The following is an 18096-nucleotide window of genomic DNA, read 5'->3' on the forward strand; positions in this document are numbered from 1 at the left end:
GCAGGGAGAAACCGGCCGACCAGGAGCGCGGTTCACGAGACCTGCGCACCTGGTAGGCACTCGTGCCTTGCCTCGGGCGCACGCCTTGCGCGGCTTCCGGCGGCCCCGTATTCAGCTCCCGGACCGGCTCCGATCGGGCGGAGCGGCGAGGCCCGTTTCGATGATCCGTTCCATCGCCAGCTTCCTCGGCCTGCCCTTCCTCAGCCGCGCGCTCGGGTTCCTGTTCCTGGCCGCCGGCTTCGTCCAGGTCGTCTATGACGGCGCCCGCTCCATCGCCAACAACACCCTGCGCATCACCACGGTGAGCGAGCTGCTCTTCGCGCTGTTCAAGGATAAGGCGAGTGCGCTGCAGGTCTCGATTGAGGGTGTCGCTCCCTGGCTCTGGAAAGTGCTCGTGCTGCCGCTGACGCTGGCACCGGCTGCCGCCTTGGCCCTGCTGGTCGGCGCGGCGCTGCTCTGGCTCGGCCAGCCGAGCCGCGAGCCGATCGGTTTCGCGATGCGGACCTGAGGCGGCCCGTGCCCGCACGGCGCTTGACCGGCTGATCAGGCGATGCGGTCGGCCACCTCGGACCACTGCACATTGAAGGCGAGCCGTACCTCGGCCTTCGCCTGTCGGCCGTGATCCCGAACGGTCACGACGACGGCTCCGCCATCCTCCGGCCGCGTTGTCGGATCTTTCATGAAATCACTGGCGATGACGGCTGCATGACGAATGGCCGCTCTGTCGTTGGGACAGTCGCACCCATCGTGATCGACCATCTCGCGCCCGTCGTGAGCATCGAAAAAGTAACGCGGCATCAGCCTGTCGCCTCCCAACGGTCCTGATCATCTTTCAATGTAAATTCGAGGATGTCCAGGTTGATGAAACCTTGAAAATACAAGATTTTGCTTTCGCTCAACTATCGCCCGGCCCGTGCAACGCATTCAAAATTAGGAGTATGACCAAAACTCACGGCTCGTGATATTTTGTCACGGCTTTGGAATGCTTGACGGTTTCGATGCTCGCCTGGCGCCGTACCGTTGTTCACGCCACGCGCGCACAACTTTACGTTCGAGGCTCGCGGTGGCCTCGAAGACGGCCATCGTGCTACGTAGTCCGGCCCAACTCACTCAGAGGCGGCTGTGCCGCAGCAATCTTACGTACCCCCGCCCTGCCATTGCACGGCCATCCGGCAGGCCGCCCGGCAGGTCACGCAGATTTACGATCGCCATCTGGCACCGGCGGGCCTGCGCGCATCGCAGTTCGCCGTGCTGCGTGCCGTCCGGCGATACGCGCCCGTCGGGATGCAGGGCCTCGCGGAACGATGCGTCATGGACCGCACCACGATGAGCCGGGCGCTCCGTCCGTTGGAGCGTGGAGGGCTGATCGAGGTGAGTGCGGGCACCGACGCGCGCACGCGTCTCGTCGAGCTGACGCCGGAAGGGCACTCTCTGCTGGAGCGGATCGCACCCGCCTGGGAGCAGGCGCAGGCGGAGTTCGAGCGGCGCTTCGGCGCGGACGAAACGAGCGGCTTCCGCGCGATGCTCTCACGGGCCGTCGTGCAGATGGCTTGACGGCGGTCTTCGCGACCGGCCCGGTCTTCAGATCCCCCAATACGGCGCCGCATTGTAGTAGCGGTGGACGTGCTCTTCCCATTCACGCTCGTCCTGCGGATCGCCACCTTCGGGCGAGCGCGCCGGCGCGTTGCGGAGTTGCTCTTCGGTGATGTCGACGGAATAGGCGTCCATGCCGGTGTCGTAGGTCAAGACGGCCCAGGGCAGCGTGTAATAGTCCTCGCCGAGGCCGAGGAAGCCGCCGAAGCTCATCACCACGTAGGCGACGCGGCCGGAGGCCTTGTCGAGCATCAGTCGCTCGATGCGCCCGATCTTGCTGCCGCCCGGCCGCCTGACCTCGGCGCCCACGACGCGGTCGCTCGCGATGAGGGTACGGGGCGGTCGACCGGCGGTGGCGGCGGGCGAGGGGGTGTGGGTGTCCGTGTCCATGGCGCGCGGCTCGCAACCTTGTTACATCTCGCCTCGAAAACGCCTGGGCGACCGGGCACGTTCCGGTGCGGCGAGCCCGTCGGCTTGCCTCATGGTCGAGGGATCCCCCCGCCGATGCTGCTGACTGCCCGTCTGCCCGCCGCTCTCGCCCTCACTCTGGCGATTCTCGCAGGACCGGCACAGGCGCAGGACAAGGGGACGCTGGACCCGAAACCGCTGCCGCCGCTCGCCAACCCCAACGACCCGTCGACGCCGGCCAAGGCGCTGTTCGGCCGCGTCACCGTGCCGTCGAGCGGCGCCAGCCACATCTACGGTTCCTATGCCAAGGGCTGTTTCGCCGGCGGCGAAGGTCTGCCGTTCGACGGGCCGACCTGGCAGGTGATGCGCCCCTCGCGCAATCGGCGATGGGGTACGCCCTACCTGATCAACTTCATGGAGCGCCTCGCCAACACGGCACCGCAGGTCGGCTGGCCGGGGCTGCTCGTCGGCGACATGGCGCAGCCACGCGGCGGCCCGATGCTCACCGGCCATGCCTCGCACCAGATCGGCATCGATGCCGACGTCTGGCTGACGCCGATGCCCGACCGCACGCTGACCCGCGCCGAACGCGAGCAGACGTCGGCCACCGATATGGTGCGCGGCGACCGCCTCGACATCGATCCCGACGTCTGGACCTCGGCGCATCTCGCCCTGATCCGGCTCACGGCCAAGCAGCCGGAGGTGGCGCGCATCTTCGTCAACGCAGCGATCAAGAAGGCGCTGTGCCGGAGCGCCGGCGGCGACCGCGGTTGGCTCACCAAAGTGCGCCCGATGTACGGTCACAACTACCACTACCATATCCGGCTCGCCTGCCCGCGCGGCTCCGAGACCTGCGAGGACCAGGCGCCGCCTCCGGGCGGCGATGGCTGCGGCTCCGAATTGGACTATTGGTTCAGTAACGCGGTGCTGCATCCGCAAAAGCCCAAAAACCCACCGCGGCCGAAGCCGCCGATGACCATGGCTGCCCTCCCGGCTGCCTGCCAGGCGGTTTTGCACGCGCGATAGGCGTCCGAGCTACGGCTCTCGCCCCGGCGGCCTGGTTCGTGCACCATCGGGTGCATGACCGTTCCCGCCCAGGAGCCCTGCCCGGACACTCTCGCGCCCACGCGGCCTGACGGATCGGCCGGCGCCCTGCGCGAGGGGCTCCGCCACCGCCATCTCGGCATGATCGCGCTCGGCGGCATGATCGGCGCCGGATTGTTCGTCGGCTCAGGGTCCGTAATCCGACAGGTCGGGCCGGGCGCTTTCCTGTCGTACGCGGCCACCGGCCTCCTGATCATCCTGGTGATGCGGATGCTCGGCGAGATGGCCACCGCCGCACCCTCGACCGGCTCGTTCGTCACGTATGCCAGGGAGGCGCTTGGCGACTGGGCCGGTTTCTCGACGGCGTGGCTCTACTGGTATTTCTGGGTGATCGTCGTCGGATTCGAGGCGGTGGCCGGGGCCGGCCTGCTGCAGGTCTGGCTGCCGCAGGCGCCCCTCTGGACCCTGTCCCTCGGCCTGATGCTGCTGATGACGGCGACGAACCTCACCTCAGTCGGAGCCTACGGCGAGTTCGAGTACTGGTTTGCCGGCATAAAGGTTCTGGCGATCCTCGCCTTCCTCGCCCTCGGCGGCTCATTCGCCCTCGGGCTCTGGCCCGGCCATGCGATGGATCTGTCGAACCTGTCCCGCGGCGGAGGCCTGTTTCCGAACGGCGTCGGCGCGATCTTTTCAGGGATCGTCGTCGTGGTTTTCTCGATGGTGGGGGCGGAGATCGCCACGGTCGCCGCCGCCGAAACCAAGGACCCCGCGAAGGCCGTCGCGCGGGCGACCCGCACCGTCGCGTTCCGCATCATCGTCTTCTACGTCGGCGCGATCCTGCTGCTCACGATCATCCTGCCCTGGGACGGTCTGACCCCGGGCGGCTCACCCTTCGTCGCGGCCTTCGAGCGCATGGGGTTCGGCTGGGCGGGCGGCGCGATGAACGCGGTGGTTCTCACCGCTGTCCTGTCCTGCCTGAATTCGGGGCTCTACACCGCCTCGCGGATGTTGTTCGTGCTTGGGGAGCGTGGCGAGGCGCCGAGGGCGCTGATGCGGCTCAATCATTCCGGTGTACCGGTGCTCGCGATCCTCGTCTCGACGGCGATGGGCTACCTCGCCGTTGTGGCGGCCTACGTGTCGCCGGATGCGGTGTTTCTGTTCCTGCTCAACTCGTCGGGCGCCGTCATCCTGCTGGTCTATCTGGCGATCGCGGTCTCTCAGTTGATCCTGAGACCGCGCATCCCGCCGGATCGTCCCGTTGTGCGGATGTGGCTCTATCCCTACCTGACGCTCGCCACGATCGCGGCGATGCTCGGCATCCTGGCCGCCATGGCCTTCCAGCCGGAGACGCGGTCGCAGCTTCTACTCAGCCTGCTCTCGGCCGCGCTCGTACTGGGCGCCTATGGCATCCGGCGCAGGTTCGTCGCGGCGGCCTGACCGATCAGGTCTCGTGGTGTCCCGCCGAGGTCCGGTCCGTCAGCGCCATCAGCAGACCCGAGACCACGAAGACCATGTGGATCCCGACGAACCAGGCGAGGTCGCGATCCGTGTAGTTCTTCATGTCCATGAAGGCCTTGAGGAGTTGGATCGCCGAGATCGCGACGATCGACGACATCAGCTTGAGCTTGAGCCCCGTGAAGTCGATCGTGCCCATCCATTCGGGCCAGTCCTTGTGTTCCGTATGGTCGAACTTCGAGACGAAGTTCTCATAGCCCGAGAACATCACGATGATGAGCAGCGAGGCGGTGAACGACAGGTCAACCAGGGTCAGCACGCCGAGGATGGTCTGCGATTCGTTCAGTTCCAGCAGGTGCCCGGCAAAGTGCCAGATCTCCTGGCCCAGCTTGACCAGGAGGATCAGCAGGCCGAGCACCAGGGCCGCATAGAACGGCGCGAGCAGCCACCGGCTCGCGAAGAGAAAACGCTCGAAGCCCCGTTCCAACATCCGTCCGCCGATCCCTTGCTGAGCGATCAGCGGTGTGGCACGCGACTGCTACGCCTTCAAGGCAGCCGCTACGCTGCGGCGACGCCCGCTCCCAGGCCGACCGGGCACGACACGCCGGTGCCGCCCAGCCCGCAATAGCCGGCCGGATTCTTGGCGAGGTACTGCTGGTGGTAGTCCTCGGCGAAGTAGAACGCCGTGAGCGGCGCGATCTCGGTGGTGATCGCTCCGTAGCCCTGCTCCGCCAGCGCCTGCCCGTAGCGCGCGCGCACCGCATGAGCGGTCTCCGCCTGAGCCTCGCTCGTGGTGTAGATGCCCGAGCGGTACTGCGTGCCCGTGTCGTTGCCCTGGCGGTAGCCCTGGGTCGGATCGTGGCTCTCGAAGAAGGTCCCGAGCAGGCTCTCGAGCGGCAGCACGGCAGGATCGTAGGCGACGAGCACGACCTCGTTGTGCCCAGTCAGGCCCGAGCAGACTTCCTCGTAGGTCGGATTCGGCGTGATGCCGGCGGCATAACCCACAGCCGTAACGAAGACTCTCTCGGGCAACTGCCAGAACTTGCGCTCGGCGCCCCAGAAGCACCCGAGCCCCAGCGCGATCGTCTCGACGCCGGGCGGATAGGGTCCTTTTAGTGGATTGCCGTTGACGAAGTGCCGCTCGGCGGTGGGCAGCGGGGTCTGCCGCCCCGGCAGGGCATCGGCGGCAGACGGCATTTCGGCGCGCTTGCGGAAGAACAGCATGGATACGCCTCTCGCGTGTCGGGAGATCTTTGGGGTCTCCCGGATATGGGGTGCGAGCCCTGCTCTTGCGATGGGCGTGTCTGGTCGCTCAGTGCCTGTCGTCGAGCGCCGGCGGCAGAGGGGCAACCTCGATGCCCTCGTCGATGAGCGCGCGGGCCTCGTCCGGGCTCGCTTCGCCGTAGATCGCGCGGGTCGGCGCTTCGCCGTAATGCATGGCGCGGGCCTGCTCCGGGAACTCGGCCCCGACATTGTCGGCGGTGCGCGTCACCTCCTCGCGGACCGCCCGCAGCAGGGCGCGCAGGCGCCGCTCCGGCTCGGCGATCATCGGGACCGCAGCCTCCGTCGCTGCAGGCGGCGCGTCCCCTTGCGGTTCTGCCGGGGCGGGCAGGCCCGAGCGCTCTCTGTCCCGACGCGCGATGGCGGGGGCCATCAGGGCCTTGGAGACCTTGCGCGAGTCGCAGATCGGGCAGGTGACGAGGCCGCGTTCTACCTGCTCGTCATAGGCGCTGCCGGAGGGAAACCAGCTTTCGAAGCCGTGGCCGGAATCGCAGGCGAGGGTGTAGCGGATCATGCGGTTCAAGCGTGCCGCACGGTGAAGGGCCGCGCATTTCGTAGAGCCGGGATACGTCCCCGCACCTCGGCGACCTGGGCGAGATCGATCTCGGCGAGGATGATGCCCGGAGCGTCGCCGGCGGCTTCGGCGAGGATGCGGCCCCAGGGATCGACGATCAGCGAGTGGCCGTAGGTCTCGCGCCCGTCCTCGTGCAGACCGCCCTGGGCGGCAGAGATCATGAAGGACCCCGTCTCGACCGCGCGGGCACGCTGCAGCAGGTGCCAATGCGCTTCGCCCGTCTGCCGGGTGAAGCAGGCTGGTGCGGTGAGCACCTCGGCGCCGGCCTCGGCCAGCGCGCGGAAAATCGCGGGGAAGCGGATGTCGTAGCAGATCGAGATGCCGATCTTGGTCCAGGGCAGAGCGGCCACAACGGCGCAATCGCCGCCCGTATAGGTCGCCGATTCCCGCCAACTCTCGCCGTTCGGCAGGTCGACGTCGTAGAGGTGGACCTTGTCGTAGGAGGCTCGGATCTCGCCCTCGGCATCGATCAGGAAGGCGCGGTTGGCGACCTTGTCGCCGTTCCTGACCGCGAGCGAACCGATCTGGACGACGACCTGGTTCTCCCGCGCCGCTTCGCGCAAGCTCGCGAGCGTCGGATCGCTCTCCTCGGGTCCGACGTGCTCGAAAAGGCGAGCCCGGTCGCGCTCCACCAGCGAGGTCATTTCAGGGGTCTGGACGTAGTCGGCGCCCTGCCCAGCCGCCTCGCGCACCGCCGCCACGGCCGCGTCGCGGTTGACCAAAGGCTCGCGACCCGAGCGCATCTGCACGCAGGCGGCGACGAAACGCGGAGGTTCGATTTGCGCCATCAAGCGGTCAGCAGCGGATCGAGGCGTCCGGCCCGGTCGAGGGCATAGAGGTCGTCGCAGCCGCCGACATGAGTCTCGCCGACGAAGATCTGCGGCACGCTGGTGCGGCCGCCGGCACGCTGCGTCATCTCGCTGCGTGCGCCGGCTGTCTTCTCGACGTCGATCTCGTTGAAGGCTGCTCCCTTCTCCTTCAGCAGGCTCTTCGCTGCCGAGCAGTAGGGGCACCAGGCCGTGGTGTAGATGGTTACCGGAGGCATGTTTGGGAAAGGCCGTGCGAGGGATTGCCCGACCCATATAGTGTCCCGGCAGGCGGTTCCTATTGCAGGCGCCACACAGGCGCCCGCTTTGCCGAGCCGATCAGGCGGCCAGCAACTTCTCGACCTCGTTGACGAGCTCACGCAAGTGGAAGGGCTTCGAGAGCACCTTCGCGTCCTTCGGAGCCTTCGAATCGGGGTTGAGGGCCACCGCGGCGAAGCCCGTGATGAACATCACCTTGATGTCGGGATCGAGCTCGGTGGCGCGGCGCGCCAACTCGATGCCGTCCATCTCCGGCATCACGATGTCGGTGAGCAGCAGCTCGAAAGGCTCTTCGCGCAGGCGATTGTAGGCGGAGAGGCCGTTGTCGAACGACAGCACTTCGTAGCCGGCATTCTGCAGCGCCTTGGCCAAGAAGCGGCGCATGTCATTGTCGTCTTCCGCCAGAAGGATCTTCATCAAACGGCTTCCTGGGGCTCTTCGAGGCCCGACATGACTCGGTAGTTCTTTTCATAAAGCGGCGGCTTGGTAAACACGACGTTAAGCGTTGCGCGGCTGACCCGGTGTCGCGGCTCGGTGGACAGGATCGCGCGCGCGCAGCAAACTGCGTCGATGATCGAGCGCCCCGCGCCCCCGCCTTCCGGTTTCGAGCTGCCCTTCGCCGTGGACGAGCCGGACGCCCACGCGGTTCCGTTCGTGTTCAACACGCCACACTCGGGCGCGATCTATCCGGATCATTTCCTGGCGGCCTCGCGCCTCGACGCGCTGGCGCTGCGGCGCTCTGAGGACGCCCATGTCGACCGGCTGTTCGCGCCCGTCGTCGCGCTCGGCGCGCCGCTGATGCGGGCGAATTTTCCGCGCGCCTATCTCGACGTGAACCGCGAGCCCTACGAACTCGACCCGCGCATGTTCCTCGGGCGCCTGCCGCCCTTCTCCAACACACGCTCAATGCGTGTCGCCGGAGGGCTAGGCACCGTGCCCCGTATCGTCGCGGACGGTCAGGAGATCTATCGCGAGCGGCTGCCGGTCGAGGATGCGCTCGCCCGGATCGAGCAACTCTACAAACCGTATCACCGGATGCTGCGCAGCCTGATCCAGCGCACGGTGAAGTCGTTCGGCAATGCCGTGCTGGTCGATTGCCACTCGATGCCCTCGACCAGCCTCGGTCGGAACGACGATGCCAGGACCGACATCGTGCTCGGCGACCGCTTCGGCACCGCCTGCGCGCCGGCCCTGATCGACAGCTTCGAGCACTACATGCGCGCGGAGGGTCTGCGGGTCGTGCGCAACAAGCCTTATGCGGGTGGCTTCATCACCGAGCATTACGGCGAACCGAACCTGTCCCGGCACGCGCTGCAGATCGAGATCAACCGCGACCTCTACATGAACGAGCGCACGCTCGCCCTGACGGCCGAGTTCGATGGTCTCGTGGAATGCCTGACGCGGGTCGTGGCGGCAGTGGCGGCCGATTGGTCGGGCTGGGGCACGCAGCGCATCGCCGCCGAGTAGATCCTGCTCCCGAAACGGTGGCCCGAAAAGAAAAAAGGCCACTCCCGAAGGAGCGGCCCGAAGTCTAGGGAGGAAACGCCCAAGAAGGGCTGCAAAACCGCGACGCCATCGCGATCTCGCAATGCACAAGATACAGTGCGGCGCACAAAGCGCAAGCTGCCTTGCATGAAAATTCCCCGCGCTAAGCGCATGGCCGGCCTGCAAGGGCTGCGAGCTATGCAATTCTGCGGGTAACTGCGCACCCTTTCAGCTGCGTCAGCTGCCCAGGCTGAGGTCGATATTCGACGAGCGATCATGTTCGGCGGCGATGTAGGGCAGGGCTTCGTTGGCGAAACGACGGCCCTGGGTGCTGTCGCCACTGCGCGCATAGCCTTCGTAAAGCGCCAGCGCCCGCGCATCGGCGCGCGCCTGCTGTGCGACGTAGAGCTGATCGAAGCTGCCGCCATCCGGCGTCGCGCGAAGCCGATCGACCCGGGCCTGGCCCTGCGCGCCGAGGGCGACGCGCCGGCCGGGCTCTCCCGAATCGCCGTCGGCCATCCGTGACGGGACCGCCACGGGCGTCAGCACGATGCCGGCCGGATTTCCCGACGCGGCCGCGTCGCCCATGCGATCGAAGGCGATGAGGCCGCTGGCGGTGAGCAGGGTGCCGGGCGGAAGCAGGGCGTCGGTCGTCGCCTCGCGGGTTTCGATCACACGGCGGGCATAGTCGCGCACGTCGCGATTGCGCGAGCGCTGCAGGGCGAGTTGGCTCGACGCGATGCTGGCGGCATCCGAGCGCAAGGCCTCCACGCGGAAGGTGCCGGTGTTCGTCAGGGCGCCGACGGGAAGCGACGCCTCCGGCGGCGCGACGCGCACGGGCAATGGCTCCTGCGCGAAAGCGGGGCCGGCGAGAACCGCGGACAGGCCGAAGGCGGCCAAGGCGAGGGTCTGTTTCATAGACAATACTCTTCTCGATCCATGCACCACTCCGCCCCTTGCGGCGCAACCGGCCGACCAACCGATGGGCGGAATCGCCGTTCCTGCATTGCAGCGTTGTGCTGAGGGGGATTCCCACAGCCGGGACGTCACTCCTCGCCAGCGGCCTGAGGCTGCTGCGGTTCGGCGCGGTGCAGGAGGAAGATCGAAATCACCATAACCAGGATCAGGCCGGCGAGTACGCCGAGTTCGACCATCGAGGCATTGAACAGGGCCTGTCGCTCTGCGGTCATCGACCCGTGCATCACCTCCGATGACTGAAGCGTGATCACCAGGACCCGCCGGATCGAGGCGATCAGCCCGACGATCAGGAAGGGCTCGCAGGTCAGCCGGCCCGAGCGCATCGAGACCCGCACCGTATGCAGGATCTCGACGATCATCAGCAGGAAGAGCAGCCGGTCGATGACATCGAGCATCGGCTGCGCGCCGCCGAACTTCTTGAGCGCCTCGAACAGCACGCCGGCCGCATCGAGCAGAGCGAGGGCGGCCGTCACCGCGAGCAGGCCGCCGAGCAGGGCGTAGACCAGATGCTCGGTGTGCAGGAACAGGAAGGCCGACAACTTCGTCAGCCGGTTCTCGACCTCGTCGTCGGAGCGCTGCGCCATGGCCGGCCCGTCCGCTGCGGCTCGGAGAGAGGCCGCCAAGCGCAACTCTGACAGGCGTGTCCGGCGAACGCTACACGTCTCCTCGTCGCGGGAGCTGGCCGGATCAGTGCAGGAAGGGCAGCGTGTGCGGCGCGAACATGCCGAAGGCGGCGAGCGCCAGGCCCGCGAAGCCGAGGAAGCCGCCGGCGAATGCCAGCAACACGATCCCGGTGATCACCTGAGCCGAGGCCAGCACGATGCCGACCTGGAAGGCTGCCGAGGCGAGCTCGTAATGATGGTAACGCTCCAGGGCGAGGTCGCGCCGGTGCTCCGCGTCCTTGGCTTTGGCGGCCAGTTCCTTGCGGCCCTCGCCGGTGGCGGGCTCGGATTCCCAACGCGCGATGGTCTTGGCCCAATCCTCGCGCTTGGCCTTCACGGCCGCCTCGTTTCCCGCGGCGGGGGAGGTCAGCGCCAGGGTCTCGTCGGCGGTCTTGAGGACGGTCGCGCGGATGGTGCGGGCCTGGAAATACGCCCATTGATTGGAGGCCTCGACGTTGGCTCCGAGTGCTTCGGTCTGCGCGCTCTTGGCCAGCGTCTCTGCGCCGGCCAGAAACAGCGCCAGAACCGAGATCAGCAGCGCGACGCGCTTATTCGACCCCTCGACTGCCCCGTGACCGCCACCCGACATCCGTGTCATCCCTTAGTGATTCGCAAGCGTCGCAGTCACAGCCCATGACGGGACGGCGCGCAATGCGAAACTGCTACGGTGGATCGACCCTGGACGACGGAACGGAGTGACCATGCGGCTTCAGGTTCTCGGCTGCGGCGACGCGTTCGGATCGGGCGGGCGCTTCCACACCTGCTTCCACGTCGAGGCGGAGCGAACCAACTTCCTGATCGATTGCGGAGCCTCCTCGCTCATCGCGATCCGCCGCTTCGGCGTCGACCCGAACGGGGTCGACACGATCTTCGTCACCCATCTCCACGGCGACCATTTCGGCGGCCTGCCCTGGCTGATTCTCGACGGGCAACTCGTCAGCCGCCGGACCAAGCCGCTGGTCATCGTCGGGCCGCCGGGGATCCAGGCGCGGTTGTTCGCGACCATGGAGGCGCTGTTTCCGGGATCGAGCACGGTCGAGCGCCGGTTCGCGGTGGATGTCCGGGAGATCGAAGCGGGAGCACCGCTGACGGTTGGCGAGGTCGAGGCCGAGGCCTTCACCATGAGGCACCCGTCCGGCGCGCCGTCCCAGGCGCTGCGTCTGGAGAGCGGCGGCAAGGTCGTCGCCTATACCGGCGACACGGAGTGGGTCGACGCCATCGTGCCGGCCGGCCGCGAGGCCGATCTGATGATCGCCGAGGGCTACACCATCGCGCGTCCCGTGAAGTACCATCTCGACTGGGCGACCTTGAAGGCGCGCCTGCCGGAGATCGCCCCGAAGCGGCTGATGCTCACCCACATGAGCGACGAGATGATCGCGCATCCGCCCGACGGCTACATCGCGGCCGAGGACGGCCTGGTCGTCTCGTTTTGAGCGCTGTCGCCGTTGCGTCGTGGAAGGAGGATAATCCGCCCTCCTCGCGAGATAAGGAATCCCATCATGCGCTCACTGGTCGTGGCCGGGCTTTTCTCCCTCGGCGTCGGTCTCTCGCTGGCGATGGCGCAAGTCCCGGCAAAACCCGGCGCGACGCCTCAGGTCGCGGCAGACCCGGAGCGCCTCGCTGCCGCAAAAGAGGTCGTGGCAGCCGCGCAGGGTGACCGCGCAGCGGTCCTGGCGGCCATGAAGACGCCCATGGTCGGGATGATGCAGCAGATGGGCATCAAGGAACTCGATCGCGCGCAGATCATGGTCGACGAGGTCGTACTGCCGACGCTCGCCGCGCATTACGACGATCTGCTCTCGGTGCAGGCGCTCGCCTTCGCGGCGGTTCTGTCGAAGGACGACTTGAAGGCGGTCGCCGCGTTCTACGGCACGACGGCCGGCAAGAACATGGTCAAGGCTCAGCCGCAGCTCTCCCAGGCCATGCTGACCGGCATGCAGCAATGGATGGGCTCGCTGACGCCCGAATTGCGCGACAAAATCGCCAAGGCCGCGCAGGCCCATGGCTGGGACGGGAAGTCCGTGAAGCCCTGAGGCTTCAACGGCCGCCTACTCCGCGGCGGCGGCGAAGATCGTCCCCGCCCGCGGCAAGTCGAGCGTGTCCCAGGTCTCGACCAGCGCCGTGGTCAGCGTGGCGATGCGGGCATCGTCGTGGAACGGCGTCGGCGTGATGCGCAGGCGCTCCGTTCCGCGCGGAACAGTCGGGTAGTTGATGGGCTGGATGTAGATGCCGTGATGCTCGAGCAGATGGTCGGCGGCCGCCTTGCACAGCTCGGCATCGCCCACCATCACCGGCACGATATGCGTGTCGGTGGCCAGCACCGGCAGGCCGGCAGCGTCGAGCGCGGCCTTGGTCTGTGCGGCCTGGCGCTGATGCGCTTCGCGCTCGGTCTTCGAGCGCTTGAGGTAGCGCACGGAGGCCCGCGCCGCTGCGGCGATGGCGGGCGGAAGGGCGGTGGTGAAGATGAAGCCGGCCGCATGGCTGCGCACGGCATCGCAGAGCACGGCCGAGCCGGTGATGTAGCCGCCGACGCAGCCATAGCCCTTGGCCAACGTGCCCTCGATCACGTCGATCCGGTGCATGACGCCGTCACGCTCGGCGATGCCGGCCCCGCGCTCGCCGTAGAGGCCGACCGCGTGGACCTCGTCGATATAGGTCATGGCGCCGTATGCATCGGCGAGGTCGCAGATCGCCTCGATCGGCGCGATGTCGCCATCCATCGAGTAGACCGACTCGAAGGCGATCAGTTTCGGCCGGTCGCCGGCCTCGCGCAGCAATTGCTCCAGGTGGCCGCGATCGTTGTGGCGGAAGACGCGCTTCTCGCACCCCGAATGGCGTACGCCCTCGATCATCGAATTGTGATTGAAGGCGTCCGACAGGATCAGGCAGTTCGGGATCAGCTTGGCGATCGTCGAGATGCCGGTCTGGTTCGAGACGTAGCCCGAGGTGAAGACGAGGCCCGCCTCCTTGCCGTGCAGGTCGGCGAGCTCGCGCTCGAGGTCGACCAGGGGCGAGTTGTTGCCGGCGATGTTGCGGGTGCCGCCAGCGCCGACGCCGCAGCGCTTGGCCGTGTCCGTCATCGCGCCGACGACCTCGGGGTGCTGACCCATGCCGAGATAATCGTTCGAGCACCACACCGTGATCTCGCGGGTGCCGCCATCGGGCTTGCGCCACTTCGCCTGCGGGAAGCCGCCAGCGATCCGCTCGATGTCGGCGAAGACGCGGTAGCGGCGCTCGGCGTGCAGCCGGTCGACGGCCTCGCGGAAATGGCCGTCGTAGTCGATCTTCGGCGAGGAACTGGCCCGAGCTTTGCTGGGACGGTCGAAGCCCATGTCCAGACGATCGGAGCCGATGGTCTGCGCAGGCACTAGGGTCACGGGCATCCGTCCTCGCCGCTCTTCTCGGCTGCGGGCCTCGACGCCTCCCGACCAGCCGCAAGACCGGTTTCGCCTCGGGAGAGTGATCTCCTACGGCGGCCCGGCCGAGTGTGTTCTGTGGCCGGGACAATAGTAGCGATTTTGGAATTGGTTCAAGGTGACTTCTGGGCAATCCAGCTCTGCACCTGTTGAGACGGCTTCGCGAAATCGCTAGCCCTCATCGAGAACGGAATGCGGCCGCTTCCGACCCGACAGCGACCCCGTTGCGAAAAGTTGTGGTTTGCCAGAAGTCTAGCGCCGCTTTGCGATGCGAGCCGGGGCGGGCTCCGGTGGCGACGATGCGTCGCGCAAGGGGGACGGGATCGAAGCCGATGTCGCGCCAGGAACGATTGAAGTCAGCTCTGCGGGACAACCTCAAGCGCCGGAAAGAGCAGGCGCGCGGACGGACGCAGGCCGCAGACAACGGCACCGAGCAGGCCGGCGAGCCGAAGCCGCCTGCGGAGAAAGGCGACGGCGACCGGTCGTAACCGGACCGGCGCGGGAATCGCTGTCCGGTGGCCGGCGCCCACGATGCATCGCGGCCACAGAGCGTGAGTTCCGCGATCCCCCATCATCCTCTTTCCGCCCCATAGCGCTTATACTTGGCCGTTTAGAGGGGCGTCGGCCCCGCGATTGACGGGGCGGCGCTCGGCAGACGGGTTCGCGCTCGGGGAACGGACATGGACCGCATCCACATCACCGGCGGCACGCAGCTCAACGGCGTGATCCCGATCTCGGGCGCGAAGAACGCGGCTCTGCCGCTGATGATCGCCAGCCTGATGACGGGCGAGACGCTCGAACTCGTCAACGTGCCGCGGCTCGCCGACATCACCTCGCTGCTGCGCATCCTCGGCAATCACGGCGTCGACCAGATGGTCGTCGGCAAGCGCCCCGGCCAGACCACCGAGGCCGGCCAGACCATACGGCTGACCGCCTCCAACATCATCGACACAACGGCGCCCTACGAGCTCGTTTCCACCATGCGCGCCGGGTTCTGGGTCATCGCACCGCTGCTGGCGCGCTTCGGCGAGGCGAAGGTCTCGCTGCCGGGCGGCTGTGCCATCGGCACGCGGCCGGTCGACCTGCTGATCAAGGCGCTAGAGGCGCTCGGAGCCCAGGTCGAGATCGATGCCGGCTACGTCATCGCCAAGACCAAGAACGGCCTGCGCGGCGCCGAGATCGACTTCCCGAAGGTCACAGTCGGAGGCACCCATGTCGCGCTGATGGCGGCCTCGCTCGCCTACGGCACCACGGTCATCGACAATGCCGCGCGCGAGCCGGAGGTCGTCGACCTCGCCGAGTGCCTGATCAAGATGGGCGCTCGCATCGAGGGCGCAGGCACCTCGCGCATCGTCGTCGAGGGTGTCGCCCGGCTCGGCGGCGCGCGCCATGAGGTGCTGCCCGACCGGATCGAGACCGGCACCTACGCCATGGCCGTGGCCATGACCGGCGGCGACATCGTCCTGGAGAATACCCGCGCCGACCTGCTGTCCTCGGCACTCGACCTTCTCGGTACCACCGGAGCGGAGGTGTCCTCGGTCGCGAACGGCATCCGCGTCCGTCGCAATGGCGGCGGCATCCACCCGGCGGACGTGACCACCGATCCGTTCCCCGGCTTCCCGACCGATCTGCAGGCGCAGTTCATGGCGCTGATGACGCTGGCCAAGGGCCAGTCGACCATCCGCGAGACCATCTTCGAGAACCGCTTCATGCACGTGCAGGAGCTGGCGCGGCTCGGCGCCAAGATCCGCCTCGACGGCGACCTCGCCATCATCGAGGGCGTCGAGCGGCTGAAGGGCGCGCCGGTCATGGCGACCGATCTGCGCGCCTCCGTCTCACTGGTGATCGCGGGATTGGCGGCCGAGGGCGAGACCCAGATCAACCGGGTCTACCATCTCGATCGCGGCTTCGAGGCCCTCGAAGCCAAGCTCGGCCGCTGCGGCGCCGAGATCCGGCGCGTCCGCTCCTGACCAGAGCATGTTCCGGCGAAGCGTCTCCGCTTCGCCGAACGTCGTGACGTCGAGGCGCGCGTTCAGTATCCGTTGTCGATGGCGCCACGCTTCGGGCCGAAGCCGGGAATCTGGCAGCGGCACGGGGAATCCTGCGGCGCCGGCGGGTAAGGGCAATTGCCGCGCGGAGTCACGCAGACGCTTCCCTGACGGCCATAGGGCCGCGGGCGCGGGCGATACTCGTCGTCGTAGCGGCGCTCGTAGCGGCGCGGACGATCGTATTCGTCGCCGTTGTAGTACTGGCCGCCATATTGCGCGGCTGCAGGAACGGCACCGGCCGTCAGCCCCAGTACCGTCGCGGCCATCGCGGCCAGGGTTACTCGTTTCAGGATCATTCGCTGCCATTCCTCGCCTTCGGGCCATCGCGCAGACGCTGCGGATCGCCTCGCTCGTCGCCGGATCGTCCGCATCGGACACGGCGCGCGCTGCAAAATCATTTCTACCGGTGGCGGATGAACCGCGGCTGACACGGCGGACAAAGCCACACCTGGGCTTTATCGGTTGGTGACTTGACCAGGATCGCGATGGTGCCTTGCAGCCGAGTCGGGCCCTCGGCAAAAAGGTGGTTCTGCTTCTGGTTGCGCCGACCCCTGAGATGAAGACCCCGATGGCTCCGACAATCGGCCTGCGCGGCGGCCTGTGGACCATCGGTCTCGTCGGGCTGCTGGTCGTGCTGCCCCTGTCGATCGTCGCTCCCGTCGCGGGAGCGTTGGGCCTGGCCGTGCTCGGGCTCATGGCCGCGCTGCTGACCGCGATCATCCAGCAGCGCCGTGCCGCCGGCCTCTCAGCCTCTCAGGAGAAGCTGTCGAACGAGATCGGCGTGCTCTCGCAGCGCCTGCTCAAGGCGGAGGCCGCCATCACCGTTGCCGCCCGCGCCGTGCTCGCGAAGACCGAGCCGCCGGCCGCGGCGCCGGCGGCCGCCGACGCGGTGCTGGCAGCCGGGGTCGAGGACGTGACCCGCGAGATCGGTCTGCTCAGCGGCATCGTGCGCGAACTCGCCGAGGTCGTCTCGGCGCAGGAGGCCGAGATCGGCCGCCTCAAGGCTGTTCCTCGTTCCGTGCCCGCGGCGCCAATGGAACCGCCATCCGTCACCCCGCCGCATCGCGGACCGGCTCCGATCGCGGCGTTCAAGCCGCCCGCCTTCGTGCCGGCCCCCCGCGATCCCGAGCACGAGAGGGCGCTGGTCGAGGCCTTCGACGGCGACGGCCTCGAGGTGTGGCTGCAGCCCATCGTGACCCTGCCGCAGCGGAAGGTGGTCTCCTACGAGGCGTTGGCGCGTTTGCGACTCGGTGCGGACATCCTGGCGCCCGAGGCGTTCCTGCCCGCGCTGGAGCGCCAGGGCCGCACGACGTCCCTCGATCGCCGCATGATCCGCAGCAGCACCGTGATCGCCCGTCACCTACAGGGTCGCGGAAGCACGGCGACGGTGGCCTACGGTCTCTCGCCGCTCTCGCTGTTCGAGCCGGATTTCCTGCGCTCGCTCGGCGGCCTCGTCTCGGACGGCTCGGACATCGTTGGCCGCGTGACGGTGATCCTGCCGCAGGCGAGCTGGCGCAGCCTCGACGCGGAACAGAATGCCGTCCTGGGCACCCTGCGGGGACGGCTCGGCTTCGGCCTCGACCGGCCGACGGACCTCCGCTTCGATGCCGGGCAACTCGCCGAACGCGGGGTCTCGCAGATCAAGGTGCCGGCCGCGCTGCTGCTGCGGCCGTCCTCACGTGAGACGATGCCCGACATCGCGATCGAGGACCTCGTCACCGCCCTCGGCCGGGCCGGCATCCGGCTGGTGGCGACCGAGGTCGAGCGCGAGGGCGAGGTACCGGACCTGATCGATCTCGACGTGCCGCTGGCGCAGGGCACGGTCTTCGCCGGCCCGAAGGCCGTGCGGGCCGAGGTCTTTGCGGAGGCCAAGGCTCCCGCCGTCGCGTCCGCCGGGCAGGAGATCGGCGAGGATCGGCCCGCCTCAGAGGCGCCGCAGCAGCGCAAGGCCTTCCGGGACTTCCTCCGCCGCGCCGTCTGACGGGACTGAGCACCGGGTCATCCGCTGGCGATTGATTTCCGAGGCTGCGGTCCCTAACCCGGCGGCTGATCCCCGAGCCTCGAGAT

General features: G+C 67.7%; 23 protein-coding genes. 10 read left to right on the forward strand and 13 right to left on the reverse strand.

What is annotated here, in order from left to right; all coding sequences use genetic code 11:
• The first annotated feature begins 160 nt into the window (after positions 1-160).
• Positions 161-508, forward strand: a complete 348-nt coding sequence (locus GGR33_RS02300; RefSeq protein WP_183501746.1) for a PetM family of cytochrome b6f complex subunit 7 — start codon at positions 161-163, stop codon at positions 506-508.
• A gap of 35 nt (positions 509-543) precedes the next feature.
• Here GGR33_RS02300 and GGR33_RS26495 read toward each other — a convergent pair whose 3' ends face one another.
• A complete protein-coding gene (locus tag GGR33_RS26495) occupies positions 544-798 on the reverse strand; it encodes a DUF6894 family protein (protein ID WP_425488728.1) in 255 nt (84 codons plus the stop codon).
• A gap of 324 nt (positions 799-1122) precedes the next feature.
• Between GGR33_RS26495 and GGR33_RS02310 the strand changes: the two genes are divergently transcribed.
• A complete protein-coding gene (locus GGR33_RS02310) occupies positions 1123-1554 on the forward strand; it encodes a MarR family winged helix-turn-helix transcriptional regulator (protein WP_183501748.1) in 432 nt (143 codons plus the stop codon).
• Positions 1555-1581: 27 nt separating this feature from the next.
• Here the strand turns inward: GGR33_RS02310 and GGR33_RS02315 are convergent, their stop codons facing one another.
• On the reverse strand, positions 1582-1983 hold the full coding sequence (locus GGR33_RS02315) for a PRC-barrel domain-containing protein (RefSeq protein ID WP_183501749.1): 402 nt from the start codon (positions 1981-1983) through the stop codon (positions 1582-1584).
• Between the two features lie 114 nt (positions 1984-2097).
• On the opposite strand from GGR33_RS02315, the gene mepA reads away from it, so the two are divergent.
• Together mepA and GGR33_RS02325 are read left to right on the forward strand one after the other, a co-directional pair.
• Positions 2098-3027 carry a penicillin-insensitive murein endopeptidase gene (mepA, locus tag GGR33_RS02320; RefSeq protein WP_183501750.1) on the forward strand — a complete coding sequence of 310 codons (930 nt, stop codon included), beginning with the start codon at positions 2098-2100 and terminating at the stop codon, positions 3025-3027.
• Positions 3028-3081: 54 nt separating this feature from the next.
• Positions 3082-4482 carry an amino acid permease gene (locus GGR33_RS02325; protein ID WP_183501751.1) on the forward strand — a complete coding sequence of 467 codons (1401 nt, stop codon included), beginning with the start codon at positions 3082-3084 and terminating at the stop codon, positions 4480-4482.
• 4 nt (positions 4483-4486) lie between these two features.
• On the opposite strand, the gene GGR33_RS02330 is transcribed toward GGR33_RS02325, so the two are convergent.
• The 6 genes from GGR33_RS02330 to cpdR form a co-directional block, all read right to left on the reverse strand.
• Positions 4487-4990, reverse strand: a complete 504-nt coding sequence (locus GGR33_RS02330; RefSeq protein ID WP_183501752.1) for a TIGR00645 family protein — start codon at positions 4988-4990, stop codon at positions 4487-4489.
• Positions 4991-5058: 68 nt separating this feature from the next.
• Positions 5059-5724 carry a peptide-methionine (S)-S-oxide reductase MsrA gene (gene msrA / locus GGR33_RS02335; protein WP_183501753.1) on the reverse strand — a complete coding sequence of 222 codons (666 nt, stop codon included), beginning with the start codon at positions 5722-5724 and terminating at the stop codon, positions 5059-5061.
• 88 nt (positions 5725-5812) lie between these two features.
• Complete coding sequence (locus GGR33_RS02340; protein WP_183501754.1) at positions 5813-6295, reverse strand: DUF1178 family protein; 483 nt, start codon at positions 6293-6295, stop codon at positions 5813-5815.
• A gap of 5 nt (positions 6296-6300) precedes the next feature.
• Positions 6301-7143, reverse strand: a complete 843-nt coding sequence (locus tag GGR33_RS02345) for a carbon-nitrogen hydrolase family protein (RefSeq protein ID WP_246412732.1) — start codon at positions 7141-7143, stop codon at positions 6301-6303.
• On the reverse strand, positions 7143-7400 hold the full coding sequence (gene grxC / locus GGR33_RS02350) for a glutaredoxin 3 (protein WP_183501755.1): 258 nt from the start codon (positions 7398-7400) through the stop codon (positions 7143-7145). The genes GGR33_RS02345 and grxC overlap by 1 nt, the downstream gene beginning before the upstream one ends.
• 100 nt (positions 7401-7500) lie before the next feature.
• Positions 7501-7857: a cell cycle two-component system response regulator CpdR gene (gene cpdR / locus GGR33_RS02355; protein WP_147045432.1), complete on the reverse strand. Its 357-nt coding sequence runs from the start codon at positions 7855-7857 to the stop codon at positions 7501-7503.
• Positions 7858-8010: 153 nt separating this feature from the next.
• Here cpdR and GGR33_RS02360 point away from each other — a divergent pair, with 153 nt between their 5' ends.
• Positions 8011-8907, forward strand: a complete 897-nt coding sequence (locus tag GGR33_RS02360; RefSeq protein WP_183501756.1) for an N-formylglutamate amidohydrolase — start codon at positions 8011-8013, stop codon at positions 8905-8907.
• Positions 8908-9162: 255 nt separating this feature from the next.
• On the opposite strand, the gene GGR33_RS02365 is transcribed toward GGR33_RS02360, so the two are convergent.
• The 3 genes from GGR33_RS02365 to GGR33_RS02375 all read right to left on the reverse strand — a co-directional run bounded on the left by GGR33_RS02365 (position 9163) and on the right by GGR33_RS02375 (position 11154).
• Positions 9163-9843 (reverse strand): DUF4142 domain-containing protein, encoded by a 681-nt coding sequence (locus tag GGR33_RS02365; RefSeq protein ID WP_183501757.1) that lies wholly within the window; start codon positions 9841-9843, stop codon positions 9163-9165.
• Positions 9844-9971: 128 nt separating this feature from the next.
• Complete coding sequence (locus GGR33_RS02370; RefSeq protein ID WP_183501758.1) at positions 9972-10487, reverse strand: phosphate-starvation-inducible PsiE family protein; 516 nt, start codon at positions 10485-10487, stop codon at positions 9972-9974.
• A 103-nt stretch (positions 10488-10590) separates the two neighbouring features.
• Entirely contained in the window at positions 10591-11154 is a 564-nt protein-coding gene (locus GGR33_RS02375; protein ID WP_183501759.1) for a DUF4337 domain-containing protein, read from the reverse strand.
• Between the two features lie 112 nt (positions 11155-11266).
• Here GGR33_RS02375 and GGR33_RS02380 point away from each other — a divergent pair, with 112 nt between their 5' ends.
• Entirely contained in the window at positions 11267-11998 is a 732-nt protein-coding gene (locus GGR33_RS02380; protein ID WP_183501760.1) for an MBL fold metallo-hydrolase, read from the forward strand.
• Between the two features lie 66 nt (positions 11999-12064).
• Positions 12065-12598 (forward strand): DUF2059 domain-containing protein, encoded by a 534-nt coding sequence (locus GGR33_RS02385; RefSeq protein WP_183501761.1) that lies wholly within the window; start codon positions 12065-12067, stop codon positions 12596-12598.
• Positions 12599-12613: 15 nt separating this feature from the next.
• Here GGR33_RS02385 and hemA read toward each other — a convergent pair whose 3' ends face one another.
• Entirely contained in the window at positions 12614-13897 is a 1284-nt protein-coding gene (gene hemA / locus GGR33_RS02390) for a 5-aminolevulinate synthase (protein ID WP_246412807.1), read from the reverse strand.
• 416 nt (positions 13898-14313) lie between these two features.
• Here hemA and GGR33_RS02395 point away from each other — a divergent pair, with 416 nt between their 5' ends.
• Entirely contained in the window at positions 14314-14469 is a 156-nt protein-coding gene (locus GGR33_RS02395; protein ID WP_306484378.1) for a hypothetical protein, read from the forward strand.
• Between the two features lie 192 nt (positions 14470-14661).
• Positions 14662-15951 (forward strand): UDP-N-acetylglucosamine 1-carboxyvinyltransferase, encoded by a 1290-nt coding sequence (gene murA, locus GGR33_RS02400; RefSeq protein WP_183501764.1) that lies wholly within the window; start codon positions 14662-14664, stop codon positions 15949-15951.
• A gap of 62 nt (positions 15952-16013) precedes the next feature.
• On the opposite strand, the gene GGR33_RS02405 is transcribed toward murA, so the two are convergent.
• Positions 16014-16325, reverse strand: a complete 312-nt coding sequence (locus GGR33_RS02405; protein ID WP_183501765.1) for a hypothetical protein — start codon at positions 16323-16325, stop codon at positions 16014-16016.
• Positions 16326-16597: 272 nt separating this feature from the next.
• Here GGR33_RS02405 and GGR33_RS02410 point away from each other — a divergent pair, with 272 nt between their 5' ends.
• On the forward strand, positions 16598-18010 hold the full coding sequence (locus tag GGR33_RS02410) for an EAL domain-containing protein (RefSeq protein WP_246412734.1): 1413 nt from the start codon (positions 16598-16600) through the stop codon (positions 18008-18010).
• Positions 18011-18096 lie beyond the last annotated feature (86 nt).

It is taken from the genome of Methylobacterium brachythecii, from assembly GCF_014196345.1.
GTDB lineage: Bacteria > Pseudomonadota > Alphaproteobacteria > Rhizobiales > Beijerinckiaceae > Methylobacterium > Methylobacterium brachythecii.